Source organism: Robiginitalea rubriflava, from assembly GCF_052540725.1.
The window spans coordinates 953,637-976,917 of the sequence record NZ_CP199309.1 but is presented as its reverse complement, the minus strand read 5'-3'; the positions used below and the strand labels follow the sequence as shown (position 1 = coordinate 976,917).

General features: G+C 48.0%; 19 protein-coding genes and 1 tRNA gene. 14 read left to right on the top strand and 6 right to left on the bottom strand.

Annotated elements, in window-relative coordinates; all coding sequences use genetic code 11:
- Positions 1 to 98 precede the first annotated feature (98 nt).
- From ACT6NU_RS04525 to ACT6NU_RS04510, 4 genes are all read left to right on the top strand, one after another.
- Positions 99 to 182 (top strand) — tRNA-Leu (locus ACT6NU_RS04525).
- A gap of 156 nt (positions 183 to 338) precedes the next feature.
- Positions 339 to 746, top strand: coding sequence for a hypothetical protein (locus ACT6NU_RS04520; protein ID WP_445383272.1), 408 nt, complete (start codon positions 339 to 341; stop codon positions 744 to 746).
- 51 nt (positions 747 to 797) lie between these two features.
- The gene (locus ACT6NU_RS04515) at positions 798 to 1,226 is read left to right on the top strand and encodes a hypothetical protein (RefSeq protein ID WP_445383271.1); all 429 of its coding nucleotides are present in this window, start codon (positions 798 to 800) and stop codon (positions 1,224 to 1,226) included.
- A 326-nt stretch (positions 1,227 to 1,552) separates the two neighbouring features.
- Positions 1,553 to 3,595 (top strand): hypothetical protein, encoded by a 2,043-nt coding sequence (locus tag ACT6NU_RS04510; protein ID WP_445383270.1) that lies wholly within the window; start codon positions 1,553 to 1,555, stop codon positions 3,593 to 3,595.
- 41 nt (positions 3,596 to 3,636) lie between these two features.
- On the opposite strand, the gene ACT6NU_RS04505 is transcribed toward ACT6NU_RS04510, so the two are convergent.
- On the bottom strand, positions 3,637 to 4,026 hold the full coding sequence (locus tag ACT6NU_RS04505) for a hypothetical protein (protein WP_445383269.1): 390 nt from the start codon (positions 4,024 to 4,026) through the stop codon (positions 3,637 to 3,639).
- A 726-nt stretch (positions 4,027 to 4,752) separates the two neighbouring features.
- On the opposite strand from ACT6NU_RS04505, the gene ACT6NU_RS04500 reads away from it, so the two are divergent.
- Positions 4,753 to 5,283: a YybH family protein gene (locus ACT6NU_RS04500; protein WP_445383268.1), complete on the top strand. Its 531-nt coding sequence runs from the start codon at positions 4,753 to 4,755 to the stop codon at positions 5,281 to 5,283.
- Between the two features lie 117 nt (positions 5,284 to 5,400).
- On the opposite strand, the gene ACT6NU_RS04495 is transcribed toward ACT6NU_RS04500, so the two are convergent.
- Positions 5,401 to 6,333 (bottom strand): DUF4382 domain-containing protein, encoded by a 933-nt coding sequence (locus ACT6NU_RS04495; protein WP_445383267.1) that lies wholly within the window; start codon positions 6,331 to 6,333, stop codon positions 5,401 to 5,403.
- A 220-nt stretch (positions 6,334 to 6,553) separates the two neighbouring features.
- Between ACT6NU_RS04495 and ACT6NU_RS04490 the strand changes: the two genes are divergently transcribed.
- From ACT6NU_RS04490 to ACT6NU_RS04480, 3 genes are all read left to right on the top strand, one after another.
- A complete protein-coding gene (locus ACT6NU_RS04490; protein WP_445383266.1) occupies positions 6,554 to 6,724 on the top strand; it encodes a DUF6747 family protein in 171 nt (56 codons plus the stop codon).
- A 186-nt stretch (positions 6,725 to 6,910) separates the two neighbouring features.
- Positions 6,911 to 7,804, top strand: coding sequence for a serine hydrolase (locus ACT6NU_RS04485; protein ID WP_445383265.1), 894 nt, complete (start codon positions 6,911 to 6,913; stop codon positions 7,802 to 7,804).
- Positions 7,805 to 7,838: 34 nt separating this feature from the next.
- The gene (locus tag ACT6NU_RS04480; protein WP_445383264.1) at positions 7,839 to 10,655 is read left to right on the top strand and encodes an Npt1/Npt2 family nucleotide transporter; all 2,817 of its coding nucleotides are present in this window, start codon (positions 7,839 to 7,841) and stop codon (positions 10,653 to 10,655) included.
- Here ACT6NU_RS04480 and ACT6NU_RS04475 read toward each other — a convergent pair.
- Together ACT6NU_RS04475 and ACT6NU_RS04470 are read right to left on the bottom strand one after the other, a co-directional pair.
- Positions 10,639 to 11,901, bottom strand: a complete 1,263-nt coding sequence (locus ACT6NU_RS04475; RefSeq protein ID WP_445383263.1) for a serine hydrolase — start codon at positions 11,899 to 11,901, stop codon at positions 10,639 to 10,641. The two genes, ACT6NU_RS04480 and ACT6NU_RS04475, sit on opposite strands and share 17 nt — an antisense overlap.
- Entirely contained in the window at positions 11,898 to 14,810 is a 2,913-nt protein-coding gene (locus tag ACT6NU_RS04470) for a PEP/pyruvate-binding domain-containing protein (protein ID WP_445383262.1), read from the bottom strand. Before ACT6NU_RS04470 ends, ACT6NU_RS04475 begins: the two co-directional genes overlap by 4 nt.
- Positions 14,811 to 14,988: 178 nt before the next feature.
- On the opposite strand from ACT6NU_RS04470, the gene dinB reads away from it, so the two are divergent.
- From dinB to upp, 4 genes are all read left to right on the top strand, one after another.
- The gene (gene dinB, locus ACT6NU_RS04465) at positions 14,989 to 16,203 is read left to right on the top strand and encodes a DNA polymerase IV (protein ID WP_445383261.1); all 1,215 of its coding nucleotides are present in this window, start codon (positions 14,989 to 14,991) and stop codon (positions 16,201 to 16,203) included.
- A 402-nt stretch (positions 16,204 to 16,605) separates the two neighbouring features.
- Positions 16,606 to 19,668 (top strand): DNA polymerase III subunit alpha, encoded by a 3,063-nt coding sequence (locus tag ACT6NU_RS04460; protein WP_445383260.1) that lies wholly within the window; start codon positions 16,606 to 16,608, stop codon positions 19,666 to 19,668.
- 72 nt (positions 19,669 to 19,740) lie between these two features.
- The gene (locus ACT6NU_RS04455) at positions 19,741 to 20,097 is read left to right on the top strand and encodes a TerB family tellurite resistance protein (protein ID WP_445383259.1); all 357 of its coding nucleotides are present in this window, start codon (positions 19,741 to 19,743) and stop codon (positions 20,095 to 20,097) included.
- Positions 20,098 to 20,166: 69 nt separating this feature from the next.
- On the top strand, positions 20,167 to 20,820 hold the full coding sequence (upp, locus tag ACT6NU_RS04450; RefSeq protein ID WP_445383258.1) for a uracil phosphoribosyltransferase: 654 nt from the start codon (positions 20,167 to 20,169) through the stop codon (positions 20,818 to 20,820).
- A gap of 8 nt (positions 20,821 to 20,828) precedes the next feature.
- Here upp and ACT6NU_RS04445 read toward each other — a convergent pair whose 3' ends face one another.
- A complete protein-coding gene (locus ACT6NU_RS04445; RefSeq protein ID WP_445383257.1) occupies positions 20,829 to 21,200 on the bottom strand; it encodes a DUF2237 family protein in 372 nt (123 codons plus the stop codon).
- A gap of 126 nt (positions 21,201 to 21,326) precedes the next feature.
- Between ACT6NU_RS04445 and ACT6NU_RS04440 the strand changes: the two genes are divergently transcribed.
- Entirely contained in the window at positions 21,327 to 21,704 is a 378-nt protein-coding gene (locus ACT6NU_RS04440) for a DoxX family protein (RefSeq protein WP_445383256.1), read from the top strand.
- 36 nt (positions 21,705 to 21,740) lie between these two features.
- The gene (locus tag ACT6NU_RS04435) at positions 21,741 to 22,067 is read left to right on the top strand and encodes a TerB family tellurite resistance protein (RefSeq protein ID WP_445383255.1); all 327 of its coding nucleotides are present in this window, start codon (positions 21,741 to 21,743) and stop codon (positions 22,065 to 22,067) included.
- A 3-nt stretch (positions 22,068 to 22,070) separates the two neighbouring features.
- On the opposite strand, the gene ACT6NU_RS04430 is transcribed toward ACT6NU_RS04435, so the two are convergent.
- Positions 22,071 to 23,246: a PKD domain-containing protein gene (locus tag ACT6NU_RS04430; protein ID WP_445383254.1), complete on the bottom strand. Its 1,176-nt coding sequence runs from the start codon at positions 23,244 to 23,246 to the stop codon at positions 22,071 to 22,073.
- Positions 23,247 to 23,281: the final 35 nt, after the last annotated feature.

Here is a 23,281-nt window from a genome sequence, read left to right as displayed (position 1 = left end):
ATGCCCGATCAAAAATATTTTATAGTTTTGCGAACCCTTTTGCCTCGGTGGCGGTCCCGATAGTTATCGGGAGGTAGACGCAGACCGAGAAGGCGTACGCCTCGGTGGCGGAATTGGTAGACGCGCTGGATTCAAAATCCAGTGGTAGCAATACCGTGTGGGTTCGATTCCCACCCGAGGTACGGATAAACCACAAAAGAGTGGAAGTATGAGCGAGCTTCAAAAAAGAAGCTCGCTTCTTTTTTTGAAGCGAACGAAGTGCTTCCTTTTGTGGTTTTCAAAACGAGCGCGAAGGGAAGCTTTCCGACAGGAAAGCATTCCTTGCGAGTTTTGAGGGAATGCTACTTTCCACCCAGATCACATTTGAAAGTGTTTCTTTTTGCGGCTTTCAAAACGAGCGCGAAGGGAAGCTTTCCGACAGGAAAGCATTCCTTGCGAGTTTTGAGGGAATGCTACTTTCCACCCAGATCACATTTGAAAGCGTTTCTTTTTGCGGCTTTCAAAACGAGCTCGAAGGGAAGCTTTCCGACAGGAAAGCATTCCTTGCGAGTTTTGAGGGAATGCTACTTTCCACCCAGATCACATTTGAAAGCGTTTCTTTTTGCGGCTTTCAAAACGAGCTCGAAGGGAAGCTTGCCGTTAGGCAAACAATCCCACCGCGAAGTTTTGTTCTCATCCTTTTTGAACAAGCGGCGTGTTTTTTTTTGCGGCTTTCAAAACGAGCTCGAAGGGAAGCTTGCCGTTAGGCAAACAATCCCACCGCGAAGTTTTGTTCTCATCCTTTTTGAACAAGCGGCGTGTTTTTTTTTGCGGCTTTCAAAACGAGCTCGAAGGGAAGCTTGCCGTTAGGCAAACAATCCCACCGCGAAGTTTTGTTCTCATCCTTTTTGAACAAGCGGCGTGTTTTTTTTTGCGGCTTTCAAAACGAGCTCGAAGGGAAGCTTGCCGTTAGGCAAACAATCCCACCGCGAAGTTTTGTTCTCATCCTTTTTGAACAAGCGGCGTGTTTTTTTTGCGGCTTTCAAAACGAGCGCGAAGGGAAGCTTTCCGTCAGGAAAGCATTCCCGGCGAGTTTTGAGGGAATGCTACTTTCCACCCAGATCACATTTGAAAGCGTTTCTTTTTTCGGTTTTCAAAACGAGCTCGAAGGGAAGCTTTCCGTCAGGAAAGCATTCCCGGCGAGTTTTGAGAAGACTCTCGCCCAGATTGCTCGCTTCTTTTTTTGAAGCGAACGAAGTGCTTCCTTTTGTGGCTTTCAAAATGAGCTCGAAGGGAAGTTTTCCGTCAGGAAAGCATTCCCGGCGAGTTTTGACAGATAGCTACTCTTTTTTGGGATCATTATTGAAAGCGTTTCTTTTTGTGGTTTTTTAGCGCGAGATTGAAGAGAAGCTCAAGAGATTTTAAATATTAGAGGATTTATTCAAAATCTCTACTCGTTTTTATTTATTAGTTTTTTTTCTTTTATTGTAAGTCCTCACTTCTTCAAATTGACCTTCCTGCCGCAGTTAGGTGCCTAGTTCCCCCTGAACGAACATTCTAAAAACCAACCAAAATGAGATTCTCATTCAAATTTCTTATTGCCCTTGTATTCCTTTTCGCATTAACCAACTGTTCCAAAGACGAATCAACCTCCAATAGCGTTACGGATATTGACTCCCCGGCTCCTGATCCTGATCCTGATCCAACTCCTGTTCCTTCCAATACGGTATCTATTAATTTAGAAGGTGCTGGTAATTTAATTCTTGAAAACCTTACCTCTTTTTCCTCAAGCGGCACTGCCGAAATAGATGCAGTAGGTAACATTGATAATATTGCAGATCAGGAAAATATTGAGGCCCCGGTTATCTTTTCAAATGATGAAGACGAGATCATCCTGGGATATTTTCCACAAGCAATCACAGAAGATCAGATAACCATCGATGATGTTGTGTATTTCTTCGTTAAGACCTATCCTCGAATTTCTATTCGTGATTTAGAGGACAGTGTATTAAAAGCTTCATTGATGGGGTCCGATATCTACCCTACACTAAAAAGCCAGGTAGAAAAAGCTTTGGATCAAAATGTATCAGTAATAAATAATCCTGATTTTGACGCCAATGTCAGGGTGTTTTTGGCAGAATTAGAAGATAACAATTCTAATTCAGGAAAGGATATCGTTGCCCAATTCAAAGTAAATTACCAAAGAAATGGCACAATTGTATTACCTACTGAAGCGCCCATATTTTCTTCTTATGGTGTTCAGATTTCAAACCAAAATGGCACGCCGGTCTATGGTCCTAAACTACTAACAAGCAAGGAACTTGTACTCTCCCCAGGATCATTTACTAATTGGTTGATTGAAAAGGTTTTTGAAAAGCCAGAAACTGGAACAGAGAACTTCACTCTCAGCAGTGACGGATCCTACACTATATATTTTACAAATGGGAAGGGTGATACAGCGTTAGATGAATTGGTCATTAATCAAAACCAGAGGAATTTTACGGCCATGTTATTGGGATATATTCTTCCTATTGGATCAAAAGAATGGATGACTACTGGTGGTTGTGATGCTATAGTTTTGGATTTAACCCAAGATATTATCAAATGGTTTACCGACGAGGTGATTTTGAGCGATCAGGCTTTTACTGATACTGAGGAAAAATTAACTCTATTAGTAAAAGATATAATTGCCCGTACTGCAGAGCTTACTGCGTGTATTTCAACAGAAACACTTAAACAAAAATACTGGCAGCTTTTATTTAAATCTATAAGCAAAAGATTAGAAATTGCTGAAGATATTGCGGAATTGTTATTTCAAATCCGGGATTTTGACGGCTCAGATCTTCGGATAACAGAAACCCGATTTTTTGACAACAATATTGCATATGGAAACTTACGGTATGGAGATATCACAGAGAGAATATTTAATCAAGCTCCGGGAACCTCTTTCAACTATGAAGGCCTAGTTCAGGAATTAGATATAACTTATGATGTTGATAGAGGATTTTTTAGCACACAGTTTATTGCCCAAAATGAATGGGATGCAGCAACAGACATACCTTTTGGATTTAATTTAACCGGTGATGCAAGTATTGAAGGTAACAGTTCTATTATCTTCACCGATGAAGTCGGTGTACTACAACTTTCAGGTACCGTTGGGAATGAACCTTCAGACCTAAGCTTAACTCCTTTGGTTTTAAATAGAGGTGAGATACCAGAGGAGATTGTCGTGAATATTAATGCTACAGTTGATATTACGGGAATTTGGAATATGACTATCGCAGATGTTTGTGTCACCCCTGATGGGCAAAGTACCCCGGGGGGCTTTAACGGTCCGGTGGAGATAAATCCGGATGGTACATTTGACTGGATCGGAGAAACCGGTATAACCAGCTCTGATTACACCTTTACCGATAATACCTTAACCATTACGTTCTCCTATACGGAGACCGTTTGCGGTGTGACCCTTAACTTCAATGAAACCATCACAGCCCAATACGATCCGGCTACCGAAACATTTAGCGGCACCTATACATCCTTTATTCCGGCTGTTAATGGTCCAGATTGTTCGACACCTGAAGAGGATTGTGAGGGAACAGTTTCCCTGGTCAGGTGATTTGTTTTGGGTTAATAAGGGCTAAGGGATAGATAAAATATTCAATCTTCCAAACTAACCCTCAATGTCAACCCCAGGTAATCCTTCCCGGGCTTCAGCCCTGAACAAGCAACAGGGCTGCATTCTGTGGTAGCGAAAACGCCCGGGACTTTAACCCGAATAAGCAGGTAATCCACATTTCCGGGTACAGTAAAATCCAGGGCAAAAGCCCCTTCCGTGTTCGTGATGGCAGCGGTACTGCCACGTTGCCGGTCCGTACCGAATAAAGAAGTGTCTTCATAACCAATAATATTAACGACACCATCCGCTATAGGTTCATTTGTTGAACTATTTAGCAGGATACCGCTAAAGGAGCTGACGGGCTCCACATCTTCTTTGGAGCAGTTGCAAAGCAGTAATACCAATAGAATTAATTTGAATAGAGATTTCATGACTGACAGGTTTTGAAACTAAATTCCTCTTTTCTTCAGGATAAGATATCCCGGAATCTGCCATGGGCAGGATTTGGGACGAAATCTTTGCAGTGTCGGAGTTTTGAATACCTGGGGTTAAGTAGAACCTATTGATTACTCAAGTCGATCATTACGACCCTTTTATCGAATAAGATGAATCACTTCCAATTCCACTAAACAAAGCACTTCATCGACAAAATGCATTCTTGCTTCCTTTGGTGGGGTAAGAAAAGTCGCTCATCGATATTTCAAATGTAGGAAAAACCTTCAGCCTAATTTTGGGTTTGTAAATGTCCTCTATGTTGTTTAATTCTTTTATCTCCCTATTGATTGGCATTATTTTACAGTATACACCTCTATAGAGGTATCATGGATTTGCCGGAATTGGAAATAAAATAACAGCGGAGGAGACTTTATACCCAAATCAAATAAACACATGAGCTCCCTGAAGAAAAAAGTAAGTGACTTTTTTGAAAAATTTCATGGCAGGATTGAAATTATTGTCGTGCTTATTCTGATAGCCTATTTGCTCATAATGGGGGTGATGCTTTTCTTTAGTTTACAATCATAAGGCTCTTGTCTCTTTAATTATTGTTTGTAATCTTGGGGATTGGAGTATTATACGACCATATCTCTCTAAAAACTTTAGCTGTAAATACATTGCGGGAAAATCGTATCTTTCTGTATAACCTAAACAATATCGTTATGAACAGGATTTTCTTCAGTTTATTTTTGGCTTTAATGGTTCTGCAGGGCTGTAAAGACAATTCCGCTTCTGATACCACCATGGAAGCAGCCTCACCTTCCCCTGAAGAAGAGGTACAGGCAGTCCGAAAGGAAATAGAGGAAATTAATAACAAGGTTACGGCCCTGATGAAGGCCGGGGCGTATGAGGAAGCAGGCCAATATTTTGCCGAAGACCTGGTACAGTATATTTCGGGACAGCCTCCTGTTTTAGGCAGGCAGGCCTGGGTCGAAAGCCGGATGGCAGTAGCGGACATGGGGGAGTGGGATTTACAACTGGAAGTGCTGGACCTTGCCCTTGATGGCGACATAGCCGTGGAGCGGGGCCGTGGCGTGCAGACCTTTACCGCCAACGAAACCAGCCCTATGCCATCATTCCAGCTTACGGGAGACTATATGGTCTATTGGAAACGTAAGGATTCTACCTGGGTAATTCAGTGGGATTACGTGGCTATGCCACCTCAGGAGGGTACAGACGCACCTTCGGAGTAGGCCATTTAACTTTGGGCCAACAACCTAGGGCCCTGTTGCGGTATAAATTATTAATTGATGTTGGGTCAAAAAAAAACCTGGGCTTGAACCCAGGTTTTTCTTTATATAAAAAAAGGTTTAATAGGTACCCACAACAGAGACGTTAGCGCTCAATTGGAGAGAGGAAGAAATACTGATGGCACCCAGGTCAATTCCGGTAGCAGATTGCACTTCCAGGAATGAATTGAATCGCAAACTTCCGTTTTCTTCATTGTAGGAGGCAAAGATAATTTCATACTCTCCTTCTTTAAGGAAGCTAAGATTGAATTCGTTGTTTAACCCACTTGCCGCACTGCTGGTTATAGCGTTGGCAAAGCTTAGCTCGCCGGAAGTTTCAGACTCGGCGTTGAAGGTTCCTTTTTCATAGGCATATGCAATTATTTTATCCGAATTCGATTGCGAATCCTCAATGGTTCCGCGTAAAGATCCGGTTACTTCCTGATTCACGGTACGGATCCCGGTGCTCATCCTGGAGGCACTGGCAAATTTATAATCCGCAGCCAGGTTGCTTTCTTCCTTTACGATGGTCTTACGCAGGTCAAAGTCGATAATCACCCGGTTGCTACTACGGGCCAGGACTTCAAAAGTGCTGTTAACAGGTATCCTGCTAAAGGATCCTTCCAGTTTATCCTTTTCGCCATTGGCCAATTCCACATAACTTCCCGGGCTGTTTCCAGAAGCATCGGTTTCGTTGTCCAGCACCAATTCCAGGGAACTGTAGTTCTGGGCACGCAGATCCAGATTTCCAAGGGATTGCGTCTGTCCGTTCACCAGAGAAGACAGTTCAATGGTAGTCTTGGTGAATCCATCGAGGCTTTTGCCATCTACCTGAACATCAGCTACCGTTACAAAAACTGCCGAAACATTGCTGTCATCGACAGGGGCATCCGTCATCTCGAAATTGGTTTGGTAGGTTTCCTGCGACTCATTAGGTCCTGCGTCGTCCTTGCTGCAGGAAACCAGGGCAAAAATTCCAAAAAATAAAATCAAAGATTGGGACTTAAAATTCATATAAATATTGATTTTGGTTACACGTTATACGTAACGAAGTTTAAAAGGCGAGGGGTGTTAAAAAAGTCTTAAAAAATGAGCTCACCTTGTTAAAACAGGGGAGTCTCCAACGATGTTTATTATTTCATTTTAACCGATATTCTCTGCATTTTATCCAAATTTTAGCTCTTTAATTAATCCTGGCACGGCTTCTGCACTCCAAGAGGTAAAAGTTACTGTTATGAAAACTACATTACTACTTAAGGAAATTTATTTCGAAGCTTTCCGAAATCTTGGAAACTACCTTGTTAAGAACTCATTGAAGGTATTCAGCTGGTTTTGTTTTGTACTCTTCTTTATAGCCTTGTACGCCCTGGTATACCGAATGGCCACAGGTTTTGTCTTTGATTAAGAAGCCAATACCAAGGATATTAGAATCCTGATTGAATTCTGTTCTTTGATTTTTAACAAAACATCTTTGATCAATTCGCAAAAAACCTGAGGAAAAGCGAGCCCTGTCCGCAAGAAGGAGCAGCCGTATTTTTAACACATTAAGCGTATCCGGGTATGCTATTTTTGCCTACTTTTTAATTCAAGGATGAAAATTAAATTATTTGGATTTGTTTTGCTGTGGGTCCTGAATGGATGGGCCCAGGCTGGTTTGCCCCTGAATACTTCAGATTCAGAGATCAGGCCGCTCAGGGAATTGGTTGACAATTCCCTTCAGGCCAAGCTGGCCAGGGAATTGCGTTCCAATCCTAAATGGGAGAAACTGATTGCGGAAAAACGCATGGCAGTGGGGGTAGTAGACCTGAGTAACCCGAATGCGGTCAGGTTTGCACGCCTGAATGGCGATCATATGATGTACGCCGCAAGCCTTCCCAAAATTGCTATCCTGCTGGCGGCCATGGATGCCCTGGAAAAAGGAGAGCTGCGGGAGACTCCCGAAATCAAAACAGACATGCGGCGGATGATCAGCAAATCTGATAATCAGGCCTCTACCCGTCTGATAGACCTTCTGGGATATGACAAGATCGAATCGGTTATGACTGACCCCCGCTACTCCTTTTACGACGCCCAAAAAGGCGGAGGCCTTTGGGTGGGAAAACGCTATGGAAAGGGAGGGGGAACCAACAGAGAGCCCTTAAAAAACCTAAGCCATGCCGCCTCTGTAAACCAGGTTTGCCGCTATTATTATCTGCTGGCGAACGGTAAACTGGTCAATGAAAAAAGATCCCGTCAAATGCTGGACATTTTTGAAAACCCTGAACTGCACCACAAATTTGTGAAAACACTGGATGTTTTGGCCCCTGGAGCCCGTTTGTTCCGCAAATCCGGTACCTGGAAAACCTATCATTCAGACTCCATCCTGGTTTGGGGGAAAGACCCGGCTCGCCGGTACATTCTGGTGGCGCTGATAGATGATCCATCAGGGGAACAGATAATCCGGGACCTGGTCCGGCCCGTGGAAAAGATTCTGAAAAAGTCCTAACTTCAACTGAATTTTAGAAAGGACCAGCGTTACAATGATCCACCAGTTTATAAGGGATTTGTTCAACATCCGGAAAGGGGAATATCAGATTTCCCTTTTAATGTTTTCCTATATTTTTATTGTCATAGCTGTCCTCCTGATCATCAAGCCGGCTGTAAATGCCTTGTTCCTGTCGGAACTGGGCCCGCAGCAGCTTCCGCTGGCGTTTTTGATTGTGGCCGGGGCTGCCCTGCTGGTTTCCAGGGTGTATAACCGCCTGCTGGAAATCTATTCCCTCAAGGCAATCATTAAGGGCAGCCTGGTTTGTTCGGCCGTAGTCCTTTTCCTCCTGTCTGTTTTGTTGTTGTTTGGATGGTTAGAGGGATGGATGCTATATTTTTTCTATACCTGGGTGGCTATCTATGCGGTGCTTACCGCTTCACAGTTCTGGATCCTGGCAAACCTGGTGTACAGTATCCGGGATGCGAAACGCCTTTTTGGTTTCATAGGTTCCGGGGGTATTCTGGGAGGTATTTTTGGCGGATACCTGGCTTCACTGCTGGCGCCCTTTCTGGGAAATGCCCTGGTGCTTGGTTTTGCGGGGCTGCTCTTGTTGGGCATTTTCCCTATTCTTGCGGCCATCTGGAAGCTGCGGGTGGAAGGATTGGGGTTGTACCGCAAGAGCAAAAGGGAACCTGCCGTTCGCGAACAGCCCTGGAAGCTAATTCGTAAGTCCAGACACCTCACTTATATGGCCGCTATTGTCGCAACCAGCGTGCTGGCCGCCAAACTGGTAGACTATCAGTTCAGCGATTTTGCGGCCCGTTCTTTTAATGACCCGGACGAGCTTACTGCCTTCTTTGGCTTTTGGTTTTCCACTTTTAATCTGTTCTCCCTGGCGGTACAGCTGTTCCTGACCCATCGCATTGTTGGGATTTGGGGTGTTGGCCTATCCCTTCTCCTTTTGCCGCTTGGCATCTTATTCGGGAGTATTTTTTTCCTGATCGTCCCTGAATTATCCGCAATTGTGATGATTAAGGCCATGGACGGTATAATGAAGCAATCTGTGAATAAAAGTGCCTTTGAGATGCTGGCACTTCCGTTGTCTGCCGAACTGAAGAAAAAGACCAAGGCCTTTATCGATGTGGTAATTGATAGCCTGGCAACTGGGGTGGCGGGGATATTGCTTATTTTCTTTATTAAGGGGATGGATTTTAAAAGCCTTTATGTTACCTGGCTCATCCTGGGAGTGGTAGGCCTATGGATCTTTTTAATTTATAAGGTTCGGGGGGCTTATTACAAGGTTTTCAGGGAAAACCTGGAGGCGCATACCACGGGCAAACAAGAGCAGAAGCCTGTACGGTATTCAAATGAGTCTGTACTGTCGGGGATGCGCAGGGTTTTTGCCGAAGGCTCCGAATCCCAAATCCTGTTTATGCTCAGCAAACTGCTGGAGATAAATGACAAGCGGTTCACTGAAGATATGTATCGTTTGTTGGAACACCCTTCCGTTCGTGTAAAAACAGAGGCCCTTCGTAATTTATATTACCTGGATCACCAAAGTATGGCGGCGGGTATCCCCTCCCTTTTAGCTGAAAAGGATGAATCCCTTAATATAGCCGTAATGGAGTACCTTTTAATGCATTCCGGTGGAGCCGTTGACGATATTTACAGCCAGTACCTTGATCACGAAGAACTAAGTATACGGGACGCTGCCTTATTTTCTCTGGCGCGTGAATCCCGCGAAAATGCACTTTTAAGGAATCGGTTCCACCTTGCCGGTCGCATTCGGGACCGGATAATGAATCAATCCCGGGAACCCCTTTCCCCCACCTTTATTAAAACCCTTGGGGTTTCGGGGATGCCTGAGTTTTATCCCGAGATCAAAAAAGTTATTGCCTCAAAAGAGCCAGCTGAGGTAACAGCGGCTATTGAGGCTTCCGGGCTCAGCATGGATGAGCGCCTGCTACCCGGCTTATTAGGGCTTTTGCCCTCCAAACCGTACAGGAAGGAGGTGATTGCCGCATTACTGCAGTATGGCCCTCGCCTGATTCCCTATTTGCAAAATGCAGTCAAAAAGCGTTCGCTGCCCATTGAAACTTGCAGAATTCTTCCACAGGTTATCAAACAATTTGGGGATGATCTTGCCGTGAATTCCCTTTTGGAATTATTTGAGGATGTGGATTTAAGCCTGCGGATAGAGGTGGTACGCGCGCTCAGCGAGCTGAGAAGGGATGTTCCCGGCCTCAATTTCCAGCAAAGCAGAATAGTAGCCAAGATATTCGGGGAATGCCAGTTGTACCACAGGACCATGCAGGCTATGCAGACCCAGATCCTGATCTATTATCGCAACCGTAAAAAGAGCAGGGCAGAATTAAAGGAACTTGAAAGGGATGCCCGGGCTTCCCTGATGGACCTGCTGGAACGCCGTCTGGATTCGGGTCTGGAACGTATTTTTAATTTACTGGGCCTGCGTTTTCCACAGCAGGATATGCAGATAGCCTATGAAGGCCTTATGAGCGATCAGCAGGAAGCCCGCAGCAATGCGATTGATTTCCTTGATAACCTGCTAACGGGGAATTTACGTCGTAAGCTGTTGCCCATTATAGAGGAGGCCGCACAAGACTGGAGCCCGGAGGAAGCCGTCCAACGGATCAAGGAGCAGGTAATCTCCGAGAGGGAATGTTTCAGGGAATTACTGGACCTGGAAGACCTCAAGCTGAGGTTGGCCGTTTTATACCTGATAGAAGTAAGCGCAGATCCAAAATATATGGAGCTGGCCCGACCCTTTTTGGAAGATCCGGACCAGAAACTACGGGATTTTGCCAGCCGTGCCTGCCAGGCCATGGAGGCAGCTACTCCTTCCGGATGACCTTGTCAATCGAGGCGGCCAGGTACATGTGGTCGGAAGCAGAATTTTTTCGCAGCACGTTAGACATCAAAACTACTATATACCTGCATTTATTTGGGTGTTCCACAATGGCCACCGAGTTCATGTAGTTCTGTACGTTCCCCATATATTTTCCACAGGCTTCCCCTTTGCTTCTGTCGCATTTATACAAGCTTCCGGATTTAAAATACAGGGCGGCTTCCTTCAGGACCCCCGCCTGGGCGTAGCGGATCCTGCGGTCAGTCATATACATCAGCCGTTTCATTTCCAGGCTTGAGAGGGAATCCACTACCTTTCCCTGTTCCAGTTGAATAAGGAATTTCATCAATCCCAGGGGTGTTCCGATACTACCCCCTTTATCGCCTACGTATGTGTTGGCCCCACGGGTAAAAAATCTGCCCAGGCGCCATTCGTCAGGGCCAATCCCCAATTGGCGCAGGGGAAGGTTGACCACATCGTTGCTGAGGTCAGTTAAATCTTTTTTCGGGGTTTCCTTAAAGTAGGCCGTGGCCTGTTCCTCGCTCAGATCCGGGTAATCCTGGCCAAATGCTGCCATCAGAACGGCTTCCCGCCAGACAATGCTGGCTGCCCCATTGTTGCTTACAGAAAGCATATGGTCTGCCCATTCGTACAGGGAAAACACATCGGAAGCGATCACCTGTCTTTTGACGAGTTGGTCTTTTTCGATGTCGTAGATCGGGATGGTATGTTCATCGGTCAGCCCCCAGACCCCTGCTTTTACATAACGGGTTTTCAGCAATTCGGTGCGCTGCTCCCATGAGTCCGGATAAATTTTTGCCAATTGATCAAAGAGGGCCAATAAGACTGCCAGCTTTCCCACGCTGCCTGGTTGATAACCCAGGCTTTCATTGCGTTGTGCATACCGGGGTTCAAAAGGGTTGGAGATGTCGATAACAGCCAGAGAATAGCTTTTGTCCAGGCCCCGGAACAAGGCGCTGATCTCCTTTTGCAGGGTTTCGTCCACCTGCAAAAAGGTCTGTGCGCTATCCTGGGGCCTATCGGCCAGGGTTAAATCAATTTCACTCCAGGACTTCAGGGCACCTGCCGGCAGGGGAGTGGTAGTTTTGAGCTCTCCTTTCTGGATGCGTTCCAGCCTTTTGAGCCTGCGGATGCCGGTTTTCTCGTATCCATCAATCGGATAGGGCGGGAAAACCAAAAGCATTCCTGCCATAAAAAGACCACCAAGGGTCAGATAAAACTTGATCATGGGTTAATTTTTTTCGTGAGTGATATGGATCGATTCTTATCAAAAGCAGGGCTAATGGATTCCAAATAATCAGAACTGGTGGCTTTTTTATTCTCAACAAAGGGCCGGATCTGGAAAAGCCACAGGCGGTTTTTTAGAAAGCCCAGCTCCACGTCGTAAGCTCCCTGGTAGTCCGACCCGGTTTCCACCGGGATCCTTTGCTGGATTGCAGCGGCCATTTTCCGGATTTCCCTGAGGTTCTCTTTGCTTAGTACCGGCTTTTCGAAGCTGGCCCGGTCTTTTCGGGTACCTCCGCCTGCCGGCAAACGGGTGTAGGTCACTTCCCGTGCCGGGGCCAGGAGTACGTTTTCCCCGTTTCCCCGTAAAAGGTAAGATTCTGCCGCCTGCCCGTCTACCGCCCCGCCGGCTCCGCGGCTAAAGGCAATGGTGAGGTCTGTATCCGAACCGGACACAAGCCCCTTGGTAATCAATACCCCGGAGTACTCCACGTCCACACTGGGGATAACCAGGATGGAAGGATAAACATTTTCCGGGTTCAGGAGGAATTTCTGCCGCCATTTAAAGCTCCTTTCCGTATAAGGGGAGGCCCAGACCGCCCGGATCCCGTCCAAAATCTTCTCTTTGTCCCGGCTGTTGAAGATAGTCAGGTTCAGCCCGGCTCCTGTAAAGTCCTTCAGGTCCTCCATATTGGTGTCACTCCTCAGAAAAACCGCTATCTCGCCCAGGTCTGCTCCCAGTATTTCCCTGAAACCTCTTTCCAATTCATCTGCAAAAAAGTCCTGGAAAGGCATTTTTAAAATGGCTTCCCGTAATACCTTTAGCTGGCGTAACTGAAAGTTTTCAACCTCTGCTTCAGGGATATTTTGGGACCGCATGCGTTCTGCCTCGGCAAAAACGGTTTGCAGGAAGCCCCAGTAACTGCTCTGCTGCCCGGGCATGGGCTGGTCCATATGAGACCTGAAAATCCCGAAGGGTATCACCAGGCCTTCCACCACTTTTTCGGGAAACATTTTTTTCAGCTGCCCCAGGTTGGCTGCCTTGGGCCCGCAGAGCTGCCCGGAATCCCCGGCATCTACCGATCGCAGGTTCAGTACCTTGTTAACATCCAGCTGCATTTGCTCCGTGGGCACGGCCACTCGTTCGTCTCGTCGTTCCCTTTTGGCAAAAAGTGCCTTTTCTTCGGCAGTCATCTCAATGACGGGTTTCATGATCACATTTCCCTGGTTGGAAACGGCATAGAAAACCATGTTTCCATTGTGTTTTCGAAGATCCAGTAAGTTCTGGTCCGAAAGGGCAGCGTTTGGGATGGCCAGGTTCCGGGCCAGCAGCTGTACATGGGAAACCATGTTCCCTTCGGCTACTGTGGCGATCCCGGCCACAGGTTTCAGGTCGGAAGGGGGGCGGCGGAAAATATAGATCTTGTCCGAGGCAACTTCAACGCCTTCCGGAGACCCCTCTATTACTACTAATTCTCCCATGGCAAAGCCTGGGTTAAGCCCGCGGATAGTACTTTGGTTGGGGATTTGCATCATTTTGTTGGTCAGGGAGGTTTCCTGTGCAATAAAATTTCCAAGTTCCCCAATGCTGTGGCCCAGGTGCAGGGCTACCGAGCCGCGGATCCTGTCATCTATAAAGCCAGAGACCAGCGGTTCAAATTCCAGGTAGGTGGCAACTTCTGCCTCGTAATGCGCCTTGATCATACTGGCGCTCCATTCCACCGCACTACGGGATCGCTGCAGTACCCAATCCAGTGCATCCAGCGACAGGGTGCCTTTGTCAAATACCGAAAGCTCAGAGACCAGCTCGTTCCATTCCCATATTTCCAGGTAACCCGCACCGGCAGCAGCCATCCCCAAATGGCAAATTTTTTCAAGCAAGGTGGCCAGGGTAGGCGTCTGCCAGGCAATGGCGTTTTTAAAGGCTATTTTTTCGAGTTCCAGGGAAATATCCAGTAATTCCAGGCGGGCAGCGGCATCCTTTTCTTCAGATAATTTTTCGCGAATCAGCAACAGAAGGCGGGAAACTTCTTTGGTGAGTTCTGCCGGGTTTCCGGACAGGGATTCCCAGGCAGCCAGATTTTCAAGGGCGGCTTTCAGCTCGGGCTGCTTTACCGCAGGCCCCATTTTTGAAATACTGACCAAATCTGCAGGTTTGTGAAATTCCCGCATGGTTTTTAAGAGGGCTTCAAACTGCCTGCGGAGTTCGGGGGTTAATGCCGCATCGTTTTTCCGGCGAAAGGCAAGTACCTTTTCGATATCGGAAGGTTCCGGTTCACTGTGGATCTTTACCCGCAGGTCCATAAAGTTTGGATAGGTATCGGAGATCACTTTGGATTGTATGCGCATTTGCTGGGCCGTATTGCTCTCCTCGCCATGGGGAATGTCTTTAAGCGACTGGCGGATGAGGAAATAACGGGATATCAGCAGGCTGTCCTGCCCCAGTAGCCAGGTATAGAAGCTGCGCCCCCAGGCCTGTTCATCTTCTGCCTGTATGGCGCCCCTGTAGTATTGTCCCTTTTGTAAGATCCAGCCGTTGTCTACCCCTTTCAGGTATTTTTCCAGCTGATATTGTATCAGGCGGGAATGCCCGTTTTCGGCATCCCAGAGGGCCTCCTTATCGGTATAGGCGAGTATCTGTCCAAGATAAAGGTGGTTGCTCTCGCCCAGGGCTACCACAGCATCTTTATAACGGGCATGCTGAACCCCCGGGCCGATGGCTTCCGGACAGGGGTCTTTTGGCGCCCGGATACTGCCGTCTGTACAAAACCAGCGGATGTCTTTGTAGGGACCCCGCAGGTCGTTTTTAAAGGTCTTTACCATGGCCTTTATGGTTTCCGGGTCTTTTTGCTGGGAAAAAAGCGATGCGGAAAAATAAAAAAGGAGCAGGGTCAGGATGCTTAGGGTGCGCATGGGTTTTAATTGTTTATAACACTCCAAAGGTAGGTTCTAAAAGGATTCATCAACATAAATTTTTTTGTAGTTCAGGCTGTTTACGCCTGCCTTTTAAATTAACAATTTTTATATTGGGAAAAATTCCATAAAATAGGAAATAATCCATAAATTAGCTTCCCTCTTTTTGATGTAACAGATGCAAAAAACCATTCTCCATCTCGATCTGGATACCTTCTTCGTTTCGGTGGAACGCAAGCTGGACAGCCGGCTGTGCCGCAGACCCATACTGGTGGGCGGCCTCAGTGACCGTGGGGTGGTAGCTGCCTGCAGTTATGAAACCCGGGGGTATGGGGTGCATTCCGGGATGCCCATGAAAATGGCCCGGGAACTCTGTCCTGAAGCAGTGGTTATCCGTGGCAATGCCGGGACTTACAGCAAGCATTCCGATGAGGTTACGGAAATCATCAAAGAGCAGGTGCCGCTGTTTGAAAAATCCAGTATAGACGAGTTTTATGCAGACCTCTCGGGGATGGACCGCTTTTTTGGCTGTTACCGCTATGCCTCGGAGCTGCGGCAGCGAATTATCCGGGAGGCAGGGCTTCCTATTTCCTTCGGGCTTTCGGTAAACAAGGTAGTTTCCAAGGTAGCTACGGGGGAAGCCAAGCCCAACAGCCAGCTTAAAATTGATTTTGGGTATGAAAAGGCATTCCTGGCCCCGCTGTCGATAAAGAAAATCCCCATGGTGGGCGATAAGACCTACCAGACCTTGCGCAACCTGGGGTTACGGCAGATACGCACCCTGCAGGAAATGCCGATAGACCTGCTCCAACGGGTACTGGGGGCCAACGGGGCGCTTATCTGGAAACGGGCCAACGGTATAGACAACAGCCCGGTGGTGCCTTTTTGCGAACGCAAATCCATCTCTACCGAACGCACTTTTGACCGGGATACCATAGACGTGCACCGCCTTAAGGGCATCCTCATTGCGATGACCGAAAACCTGGCCTTCCAGCTCAGGCGCGGGGGCAAGCTCACGGCCTGTGTAACGGTCAAAATCCGCTATTCCGATTTCAATACCTATTCCAAACAGCTTCGTATCCCCTATACCAGTGCAGATCACAAACTGATCCCGCAGGTACTGGAACAGTTTAAAAAATTATACGACAGGCGGCTGCTGGTACGCCTCATCGGGGTGCGGTTCAGCCACCTGGTCCCCGGGAATTACCAGATCAACCTTTTTGAGGATACCGAGGAAGCCCTCAACCTCTATGCGGCCATGGACCGGATCCGCGAACGCTATGGAGACAAGAGCGTGATCCGGGCTTCCGGCATGGGCGCCCGGACCATCGGGCGCATGCAAAACCCCTTTAACGGACAACCCCCCACGGTGTTAGCTCACCGGAAACAGTAGGCGGTGGCAGTAGTCAGTTTTAGGCTTCCGCTTGTCATTTTGGAGGGTATTGAATATTGGGTTTCTCAGGGATGGCGCATAGGGGAATTGAAATTAGGGAAGAGTTCGAAGGATTTTAGTAATAGCGGGGATGCAAGCGGAAGTGCGTTTCGCGAGAGCGAAAGAAAAGCATGAAGCGACCAGCATCAGCCGCGGTTTTGGCCTTGGCCAAAAATTACCTCAATCCTTCGGGGAAAGCCTTTTTCTTTGCTTCCTTTCTTTTGGGCGAGCAAAAGAAAGGAGGAAAAACAACAGCGAACCACTGCAAGTGGTGAGCAAATAACAGATACTGATGCAATGGGCCCTTGAAGTAGTCATTTTCGATTAGAAAGCTTTGATGTGCACTTTGAACCTTAAAAAAACATGTACATAAACTGTCACACATACTACAGCCTGCGCTACGGTACTTTTTCCGAGGCCGACCTGCTTTCCCTGGCACGGGAAAATGGGCTGCGGCGCCTGGCCCTTACCGATATCAACAATACTTCGGCCGCCCTGAATTTTGTGCGCAGGGCAAAGGAGTTTGATATCCGCCCTATCCTGGGGATTGACTTTCGCAACGGGATAGACCCCTGCTTTGTGGGGATCGCCCGCAACAACGAAGGCTATTATGAACTGAACCGCTTCCTCTCGGAACATTTGCACCGGAAGCTTCCTATTCCGGAACGGGCCCCTGCTTTTCAGAACGCTTTTGTAATATATCCCTTTGAAAAAGTACTGCTGAATGAACTGAAGGATTTCAGGCCGTGGGAATTCATCGGGGTTTCCCTGCGCGATTTGCGGCGGCTGCCCTTTTCCCGGCTCAGGGAGTACAAAGACCGGCTGGTGGTGCTGCAGCCGGTGAGCTTCCGCAACAAGCGCGATTTCAATGCCCACCGATTGCTCCGGGCCATCGATAAGAATGTGCTGCTCAGTAAGCTGCCGGAATCCGAACAGGCCCCGCCCGACGAGATGATGTACCCGGTTGAAAACCTGGCAAAGGCCTTTTCCGAATTCTCTTTTATCCTGGAAAACACCCAGGCCCTGATGGATGGATGCCACATTTTTTTCGATTTTTCAGAAGACCGGAAACCGCAGAACCTGAGTACGTATACCGGGAGCCGGGAGGAAGATGAACAACTGCTGGAACAACTATGCCGGGAAGGCCTGCCCTATCGTTACGCCAAGCCCGGCCCCGAGATATACAAGCGGCTGGAAAAGGAGCTGGACCTGATCAGAAAGAAAGAGTTTGTGGCCTACTTCCTGATTAACTGGGACATTGTAAGCGAGGCGCGCCGCAGGGGGTTTTTCTATGTAGGGCGTGGCAGCGGGGCGAACAGCATCGTGGCCTACCTGCTTCGTATTACGGACGTAGACCCTATAGAGCTGGACCTGTATTTTGAGCGCTTTATCAACCTTTTTCGCGCAAACCCCCCGGATTTTGATATCGATTTTTCCTGGAGGGACCGGGAAGCGGTTACCCGCTATATTTTTGAGCGCTTTGAAAACGTAGCCCTGCTGGGTACCTACGTGACCTTTAAAGACAGGGGCATTATCCGGGAACTGGGGAAGGTTTTCGGTTTGCCCAAGGCTGAAATAGACCAGTTATGTGATGGGCAATACGAGTCTTCCCGCCTGGATGAGGTGGCCCGGCTGGTGCTCCGCTACGGGGAACTGATCCGGGGGATGCCCAATTACCTGAGCGTACATGCCGGGGGTATACTGATCAGCGAAAAACCCCTGCATTATTTTTCAGCCACCCACCTCCCCCCCAAGGGATTTGCCACCACCCAGTTTGATATGGTGATTGCCGAGGATGCAGGCCTTTTTAAGTTTGATATCCTGGGCCAGCGCGGCCTGGCAAAGATCAAGGAAGCCCTGGAAATCGTGCGCTTCAATCAGCCGGAGGCCTTTGAAGGGATCGACATACACGATATCCGCCGGATCAAGGAAGACCCTGTGATCAACAACCTTATCAAAACCGCCCAGTGCATGGGCTGTTTCTATGTGGAATCTCCTGCCATGCGGATGCTGTTGCGCAAGCTGGAGGTAGACAATTACCTGGGCCTGGTTGCTGCCAGTTCCATTATCCGCCCGGGGGTAGCCCAAAGCGGGATGATGCGCGAATACATTCTCAGGCACCGCGACCCGGAGCGGGCTGCCACCGCCCACCCGGTCTTGCTGGATATTATGCCCGACACTTACGGGGTAATGGTCTACCAGGAAGACGTGATAAAGGTGGCGCATTATTTTGCGGGCCTCAGCCTGGGGGAAGCCGATGTGCTCAGGCGTGGGATGAGCGGGAAATACCGTTCCCGGGACGAATTTGAAAGGGTAAAGAAGGCCTTTGTGGATAACTGCCGGAAGAAGGGGTATGCAGAATCCCTGATTTCGGATATATGGAAACAGGTAGCGAGTTTTGCAGGCTATGCCTTTGCCAAGGGGCATTCTGCTTCTTATGCCGTGGAAAGCTATCAGAGCCTTTTTTTAAGGGCCTATTACCCCCTGGAATATATGGTGGCCGTACTCAACAACGGAGGCGGCTTCTATCGCCCAGAAACCTACGTGCATGAGGCCCGGATGCTGGGGGCCGTAATTCACGAACCCTGTATCAACCATTCTGTGGTGCAGACCCGCATAGAAGGCAGGGATATATATCTGGGGTTTATGTACCTGAAGGAACTGGAGGCCCGGGTCATGGACCGTATTGTAAAAGAACGGGATGCCCACGGGAGGTATCACAGCCTGGAGGATTTCCTGGACCGGGTTCCTATTTCCATCGAACAGATCAGTATCCTGATTCGTATAGACGCTTTTCGCAGTACCGGGAAGGAGAAACACAACCTGCTCTGGCAGGCCCATATGCTGCTTTCCGGGGAGAAATTGCCGGAACACCCCAGGTTGTTCCCGCCCCAGCACCGCAAATACAGTATTCCCCGCTTGCACGCCACCCGCCTGGAAACAGCATTTACCCAATTGGAACTGCTGGGGTTCTGCCTCTGCAGTCCTTTTGAATTGCTTGCCCGCCCGGCAGCCAATACCCATGGAAGCAAACACCTGCAGGATTTTCTGGGCCGTTGCATCGATATTTACGGCTACCTGGTTACTGTTAAAAACACCAAAACGCATAAAGGGGACCGCATGCATTTTGCCACGCTTATAGACCGCTACGGAGAGGTGTTCGACACGGTACATTTCCCCCCGGTAGCAGCAAAGTACCGCTTTCGGGGAAAGGGGATTTATCGTTTCTACGGGAAGGTGGTGAGTGAATTCGGATTCCTGAGTATTGAGGTTTTGAAAATGGAAAAGCAGGATTATATCCCGGACCCCCGCTATGCAGATATGAAAACAGGTACCCGCCTGTTGCAGCAGCGTAAAAAAGCCTCCGGACCGGTTGGATACGGGAAATTTAAGACAGATACCAATGAGCCTGACGGCCTCATTTAATACACAATTAATGGCTGTAACTCCAACTTATTTTCGTAAATTTAACATAAGCTACCCCGCGTCGGAAAGGAAATGGAATTACTAAAAAATAAAGCAATGGTGGATTTCAATTTAGCAGAAAAGTTAGCCATTATTAAGGCAATAGATGAGGTGCTCACAATCGACGACCGCATTTATGAAGGAGAGGTTTTTTTTATTCGACAATTATCCAGTATTCTTAAAATAGAAATGGACATGATCCGGGAAGCTCGTAAAATTGATGCGACCCAGGCAATGGGTATTCTCAGGGCCCTTCCGGAACACAAAAAAAACACTCTTGCCCGCTTGTTAAACGAGGCGGCCAATGCGGACGGAAAGGTTGCGGAACAGGAAATCAGGCTCATATACCGTATCCTCTCAGATATAGGGGTTGAAGTCGATTACCTGTAATCCATACAATACCTTGGCAAAAAGCTTATATAGACCCGTTAAAGGGGGCGCGTCCTCCAGTAGTTCAGAATGCAAACCCATCATATAGGCAAACAAAATTCGGTATTGAACCAGTTCATTTACGAACTGCGCGACAGCCGGGTTCAAAAAGATCCTATGCGCTTTCGCAGGAATATTGAACGTATAGGGGAAATCCTTTCTTATGAGCTCAGCAAGACGCTCCGCTATAGCACCCGTGAAGTAAAAACGCCTTTCGGGACCAAATCTATGGCAGTACCCGATAATCCTCTGGTACTATGTTCGGTACTTCGGGCAGGCCTGCCTTTACACCAGGGAATACTCAATTATTTTGACGGAGCTGAAAATGCATTTATCTCTGCCTATCGCAGGCATGAAGAAGCTTCTGATGATTTTGAAGTGATCGTGAAATACTTTGCTGCCCCTGCATTGAGTGGCAAAACCTTGATCCTGACCGACCCCATGCTGGCCACCGGGAAAACGCTTGAAAACGTTTTGAAGGCACTTAGTGCTCACGGGGAGCCGGCCCAGATACATATAATTTCAGTTATAGGGTCACAAGCCGGGGTAGAACGAGTAAGCCGTGTTTTCCCGGAACAAACCCAACTCTGGATTGCAGCCATTGATGAAATACTGGATGCACGGGGCTATATAATTCCTGGGTTGGGCGACGCCGGAGATCTGGCTTACGGAATAAAACTCTGACCGTGTTCTTAATCTACGCTATACTTGTGTTCCAGCAGCCATTCAAATTCCACGAAATCCAGCACATTTTTATGGGTTGCCTCCAGCACAACGGCTGGTGCTACTCCTTGCAAATACGCTTCTTTCCAACGGGAAGCACAGAGGCACCATTTGTCTCCCGCTTTGAGGCCCGGAAAATTAAAATAGGGCATGGGGCTGCTCAGGTCATTTCCGCGGGAGCGAGTAAAATTCAGAAAGCTTTCGGTCATGATTGCGCAGACCACGTGGGTACCCGTATCGGAAGGCCCTGTCCTGCAGAAGCCATCCCTGTAAAAGCCGGTTAGCGGATCTGTGCAACAGGATTGCAGGGTACCGCCCAGCACGTTTTTCTCCAGTTTCATGGGATGAAAATACAAATTAATCCCTCCCGAATGCTCTGTAGGTTCAGAAACAAATTAGAAATAGCAGGGCCCCATCCTTAATTTGCAATCCCGAAGGGAGAATCCTATATTAAGGAAAAAAGTGATATGGAATATTTAATACTGGCTGCGAAAATCATCATATTTATAAGCATCGTCAATGTTTGGCTGATTCGCTTTAACCGGCCCACCGCCTGGCGGGGTGCCAATGCCGCCTCTATGAAGGAAGAATTTGCCGCCTACGGCCTTTCGGAAGCCATGATGTATATGGTTGGGGCTTTGAAACTGATTTGCGCCATCTCCCTGATGGTATCAATTTATATCCCTTTCCTGGCCATCCCTGCTTCAGCCGGGATGGGGTTTTTGATGTTCGGCGCCGTTTGGATGCATTTCCGGGTGAAAGACCCCCTTAAAAAATCACTTCCGGCTTTTATTTTTCTACTGCTTTCTGCCCTAATTTGGCTTGAAGCGACCGGTACTATTTAGTATTTTTGTGACCTGAACAGATAAAGGAAAGTCTTAATGAAATTTAACCTCATAGAAAAACTCGCTGTCATCAAAGCTGTAGATGAAGTTTTCAGGATTGACAATAAGGTTACAACCGAGGAGATCAAATACATGGATAAACTGGCCAAGGTAATGGGTTTTGATGATGAGCTCCTGCAGGCAGCCAGGGACTGTGAACCGGCAGAGGCCATTGCGGTCCTGAAAACCATGCCGGACCCTCAGAAACAAACCCTGGCGCGCTTACTCAATGAGGCCGCCAACGCAGATGGCAAGGTAGATGAGGTTGAAATACAGTTTATTTACCGCCTGTTTACGGCAGCAGGTATCGATATAAGGATATAGAGATTAATTAATTACCCGGTAGGTAACCCTTCTGTTACTGATGATCATCCCGGCCTGTACCGTTAAAGTGGCCGGATTTGAGAAAGTCACCGGGCAACTCCCCCCGGATGCTGTCATCCGCACCCTATAGATATAACCGTCTTTGGCCTGGTCTGCAGCAAGTACTGTCAGGTCTGAGGTTTGGGTACCCGAGTATTCCACTCCATTGGAAATATTGGAATAATTTGTACCCCCGTCTGTGCTGACCTGCCATTGGTAGCTTAAGACACCACTTGCGGTAATACTAAAAAGCGCATTGCTTCCCGGGCTAACCTGCTGGCTGGCTGGCTGGCTGGTGATGGTTACCCCGCTGTTTACAACTACTTCCGTACTCGCGCTATATGAATATCCCCCTCCATCCGTCACAGTTACCGTATAGGTGTAGGTACCTGCTGCCAGGCCTGTTTCCGTCGGGTCCTGGGCTGTTGAACTGAAACTGTAAGTTCCGGGCCCCGTACCCACCCAGCTATAGGAGGCTCCGGAAGAGCCAGCACCGGTCGCATTGGCGAATAAGGTAAGGGTGGTTCCTACACAAATGGGGCTGTTGGAGGAAGGGTTGGCTGCCAGTGATCCTCCTTCGTTTTGCAGGTCTTCAAAACTGTAATCTACCCCGGCACCCCCGTTACAGGTGGAGTATATCTGGGAACCGATAACTAATCTCTTGGCTGCACTACAGGGTTTGCCGTCATCCAGTACTCCTCCTGCAATCCGGAATTGGGCCCCCGAAGGCAGAAACAGGCTTACATTATTGGTCCACACCATAAACCCTCCCGTACGGATTTCCACTAAAGGAGTATTCAGGGTGGCGTTGTTACTTATCTGAAAGGTGTCCGTACCTCCGACGCCGTCACCTATCAAAAGGCTATTGATGGCATTGGGAACAGCGCTGCCAAGATCCACGGTATACCCACCCTGTATATAGACATCATTGGTTCCCGCAAGGGCACCCGGATAATTGGTGGCAGCAACCCAGGTGGTACCATTATAGGTTTGCCAGATAAGCGGGTTAGTCCAGTTTCCGGAACCCACAGAGCGGAAGTCTCCGGCTACCTGGGCAAAAAGGTTGGGCGCCAAAAAAGAACAAAAAACCAGTACGAACAGGCCTTTTCGAATAAAACACTGATAAAGTATGTTGGGCATAGCTGTTGAACACAAAGCAGCTAAAAATAAGAGCT

Bases quoted from the DNA above. Each gene is read 5' to 3' on its own strand.
- ACT6NU_RS04505 (WP_445383269.1), bottom strand. From the start codon at position 4,026: ATGAAATCTCTATTCAAATTAATTCTATTGGTATTACTGCTTTGCAAC.
- ACT6NU_RS04445 (WP_445383257.1), bottom strand. From the start codon at position 21,200: ATGAAACTGGAGAAAAACGTGCTGGGCGGTACCCTGCAATCCTGTTGC.
- ACT6NU_RS04455 (WP_445383259.1), top strand. From the start codon at position 19,741: ATGGAATTACTAAAAAATAAAGCAATGGTGGATTTCAATTTAGCAGAA.
- ACT6NU_RS04485 (WP_445383265.1), top strand. From the start codon at position 6,911: ATGAAAATTAAATTATTTGGATTTGTTTTGCTGTGGGTCCTGAATGGA.
- ACT6NU_RS04500 (WP_445383268.1), top strand. From the start codon at position 4,753: ATGAACAGGATTTTCTTCAGTTTATTTTTGGCTTTAATGGTTCTGCAG.
- ACT6NU_RS04510 (WP_445383270.1), top strand. From the start codon at position 1,553: ATGAGATTCTCATTCAAATTTCTTATTGCCCTTGTATTCCTTTTCGCA.
- dinB (WP_445383261.1), top strand. From the start codon at position 14,989: ATGCAAAAAACCATTCTCCATCTCGATCTGGATACCTTCTTCGTTTCG.
- ACT6NU_RS04435 (WP_445383255.1), top strand. From the start codon at position 21,741: ATGAAATTTAACCTCATAGAAAAACTCGCTGTCATCAAAGCTGTAGAT.
- ACT6NU_RS04440 (WP_445383256.1), top strand. From the start codon at position 21,327: ATGGAATATTTAATACTGGCTGCGAAAATCATCATATTTATAAGCATC.
- ACT6NU_RS04475 (WP_445383263.1), bottom strand. From the start codon at position 11,901: ATGATCAAGTTTTATCTGACCCTTGGTGGTCTTTTTATGGCAGGAATG.
- ACT6NU_RS04430 (WP_445383254.1), bottom strand. From the start codon at position 23,246: ATGCCCAACATACTTTATCAGTGTTTTATTCGAAAAGGCCTGTTCGTA.
- ACT6NU_RS04470 (WP_445383262.1), bottom strand. From the start codon at position 14,810: ATGCGCACCCTAAGCATCCTGACCCTGCTCCTTTTTTATTTTTCCGCA.
- ACT6NU_RS04490 (WP_445383266.1), top strand. From the start codon at position 6,554: ATGAAAACTACATTACTACTTAAGGAAATTTATTTCGAAGCTTTCCGA.
- ACT6NU_RS04520 (WP_445383272.1), top strand. From the start codon at position 339: ATGCTACTTTCCACCCAGATCACATTTGAAAGTGTTTCTTTTTGCGGC.
- ACT6NU_RS04480 (WP_445383264.1), top strand. From the start codon at position 7,839: ATGATCCACCAGTTTATAAGGGATTTGTTCAACATCCGGAAAGGGGAA.
- upp (WP_445383258.1), top strand. From the start codon at position 20,167: ATGCAAACCCATCATATAGGCAAACAAAATTCGGTATTGAACCAGTTC.
- ACT6NU_RS04495 (WP_445383267.1), bottom strand. From the start codon at position 6,333: ATGAATTTTAAGTCCCAATCTTTGATTTTATTTTTTGGAATTTTTGCC.
- ACT6NU_RS04460 (WP_445383260.1), top strand. From the start codon at position 16,606: ATGTACATAAACTGTCACACATACTACAGCCTGCGCTACGGTACTTTT.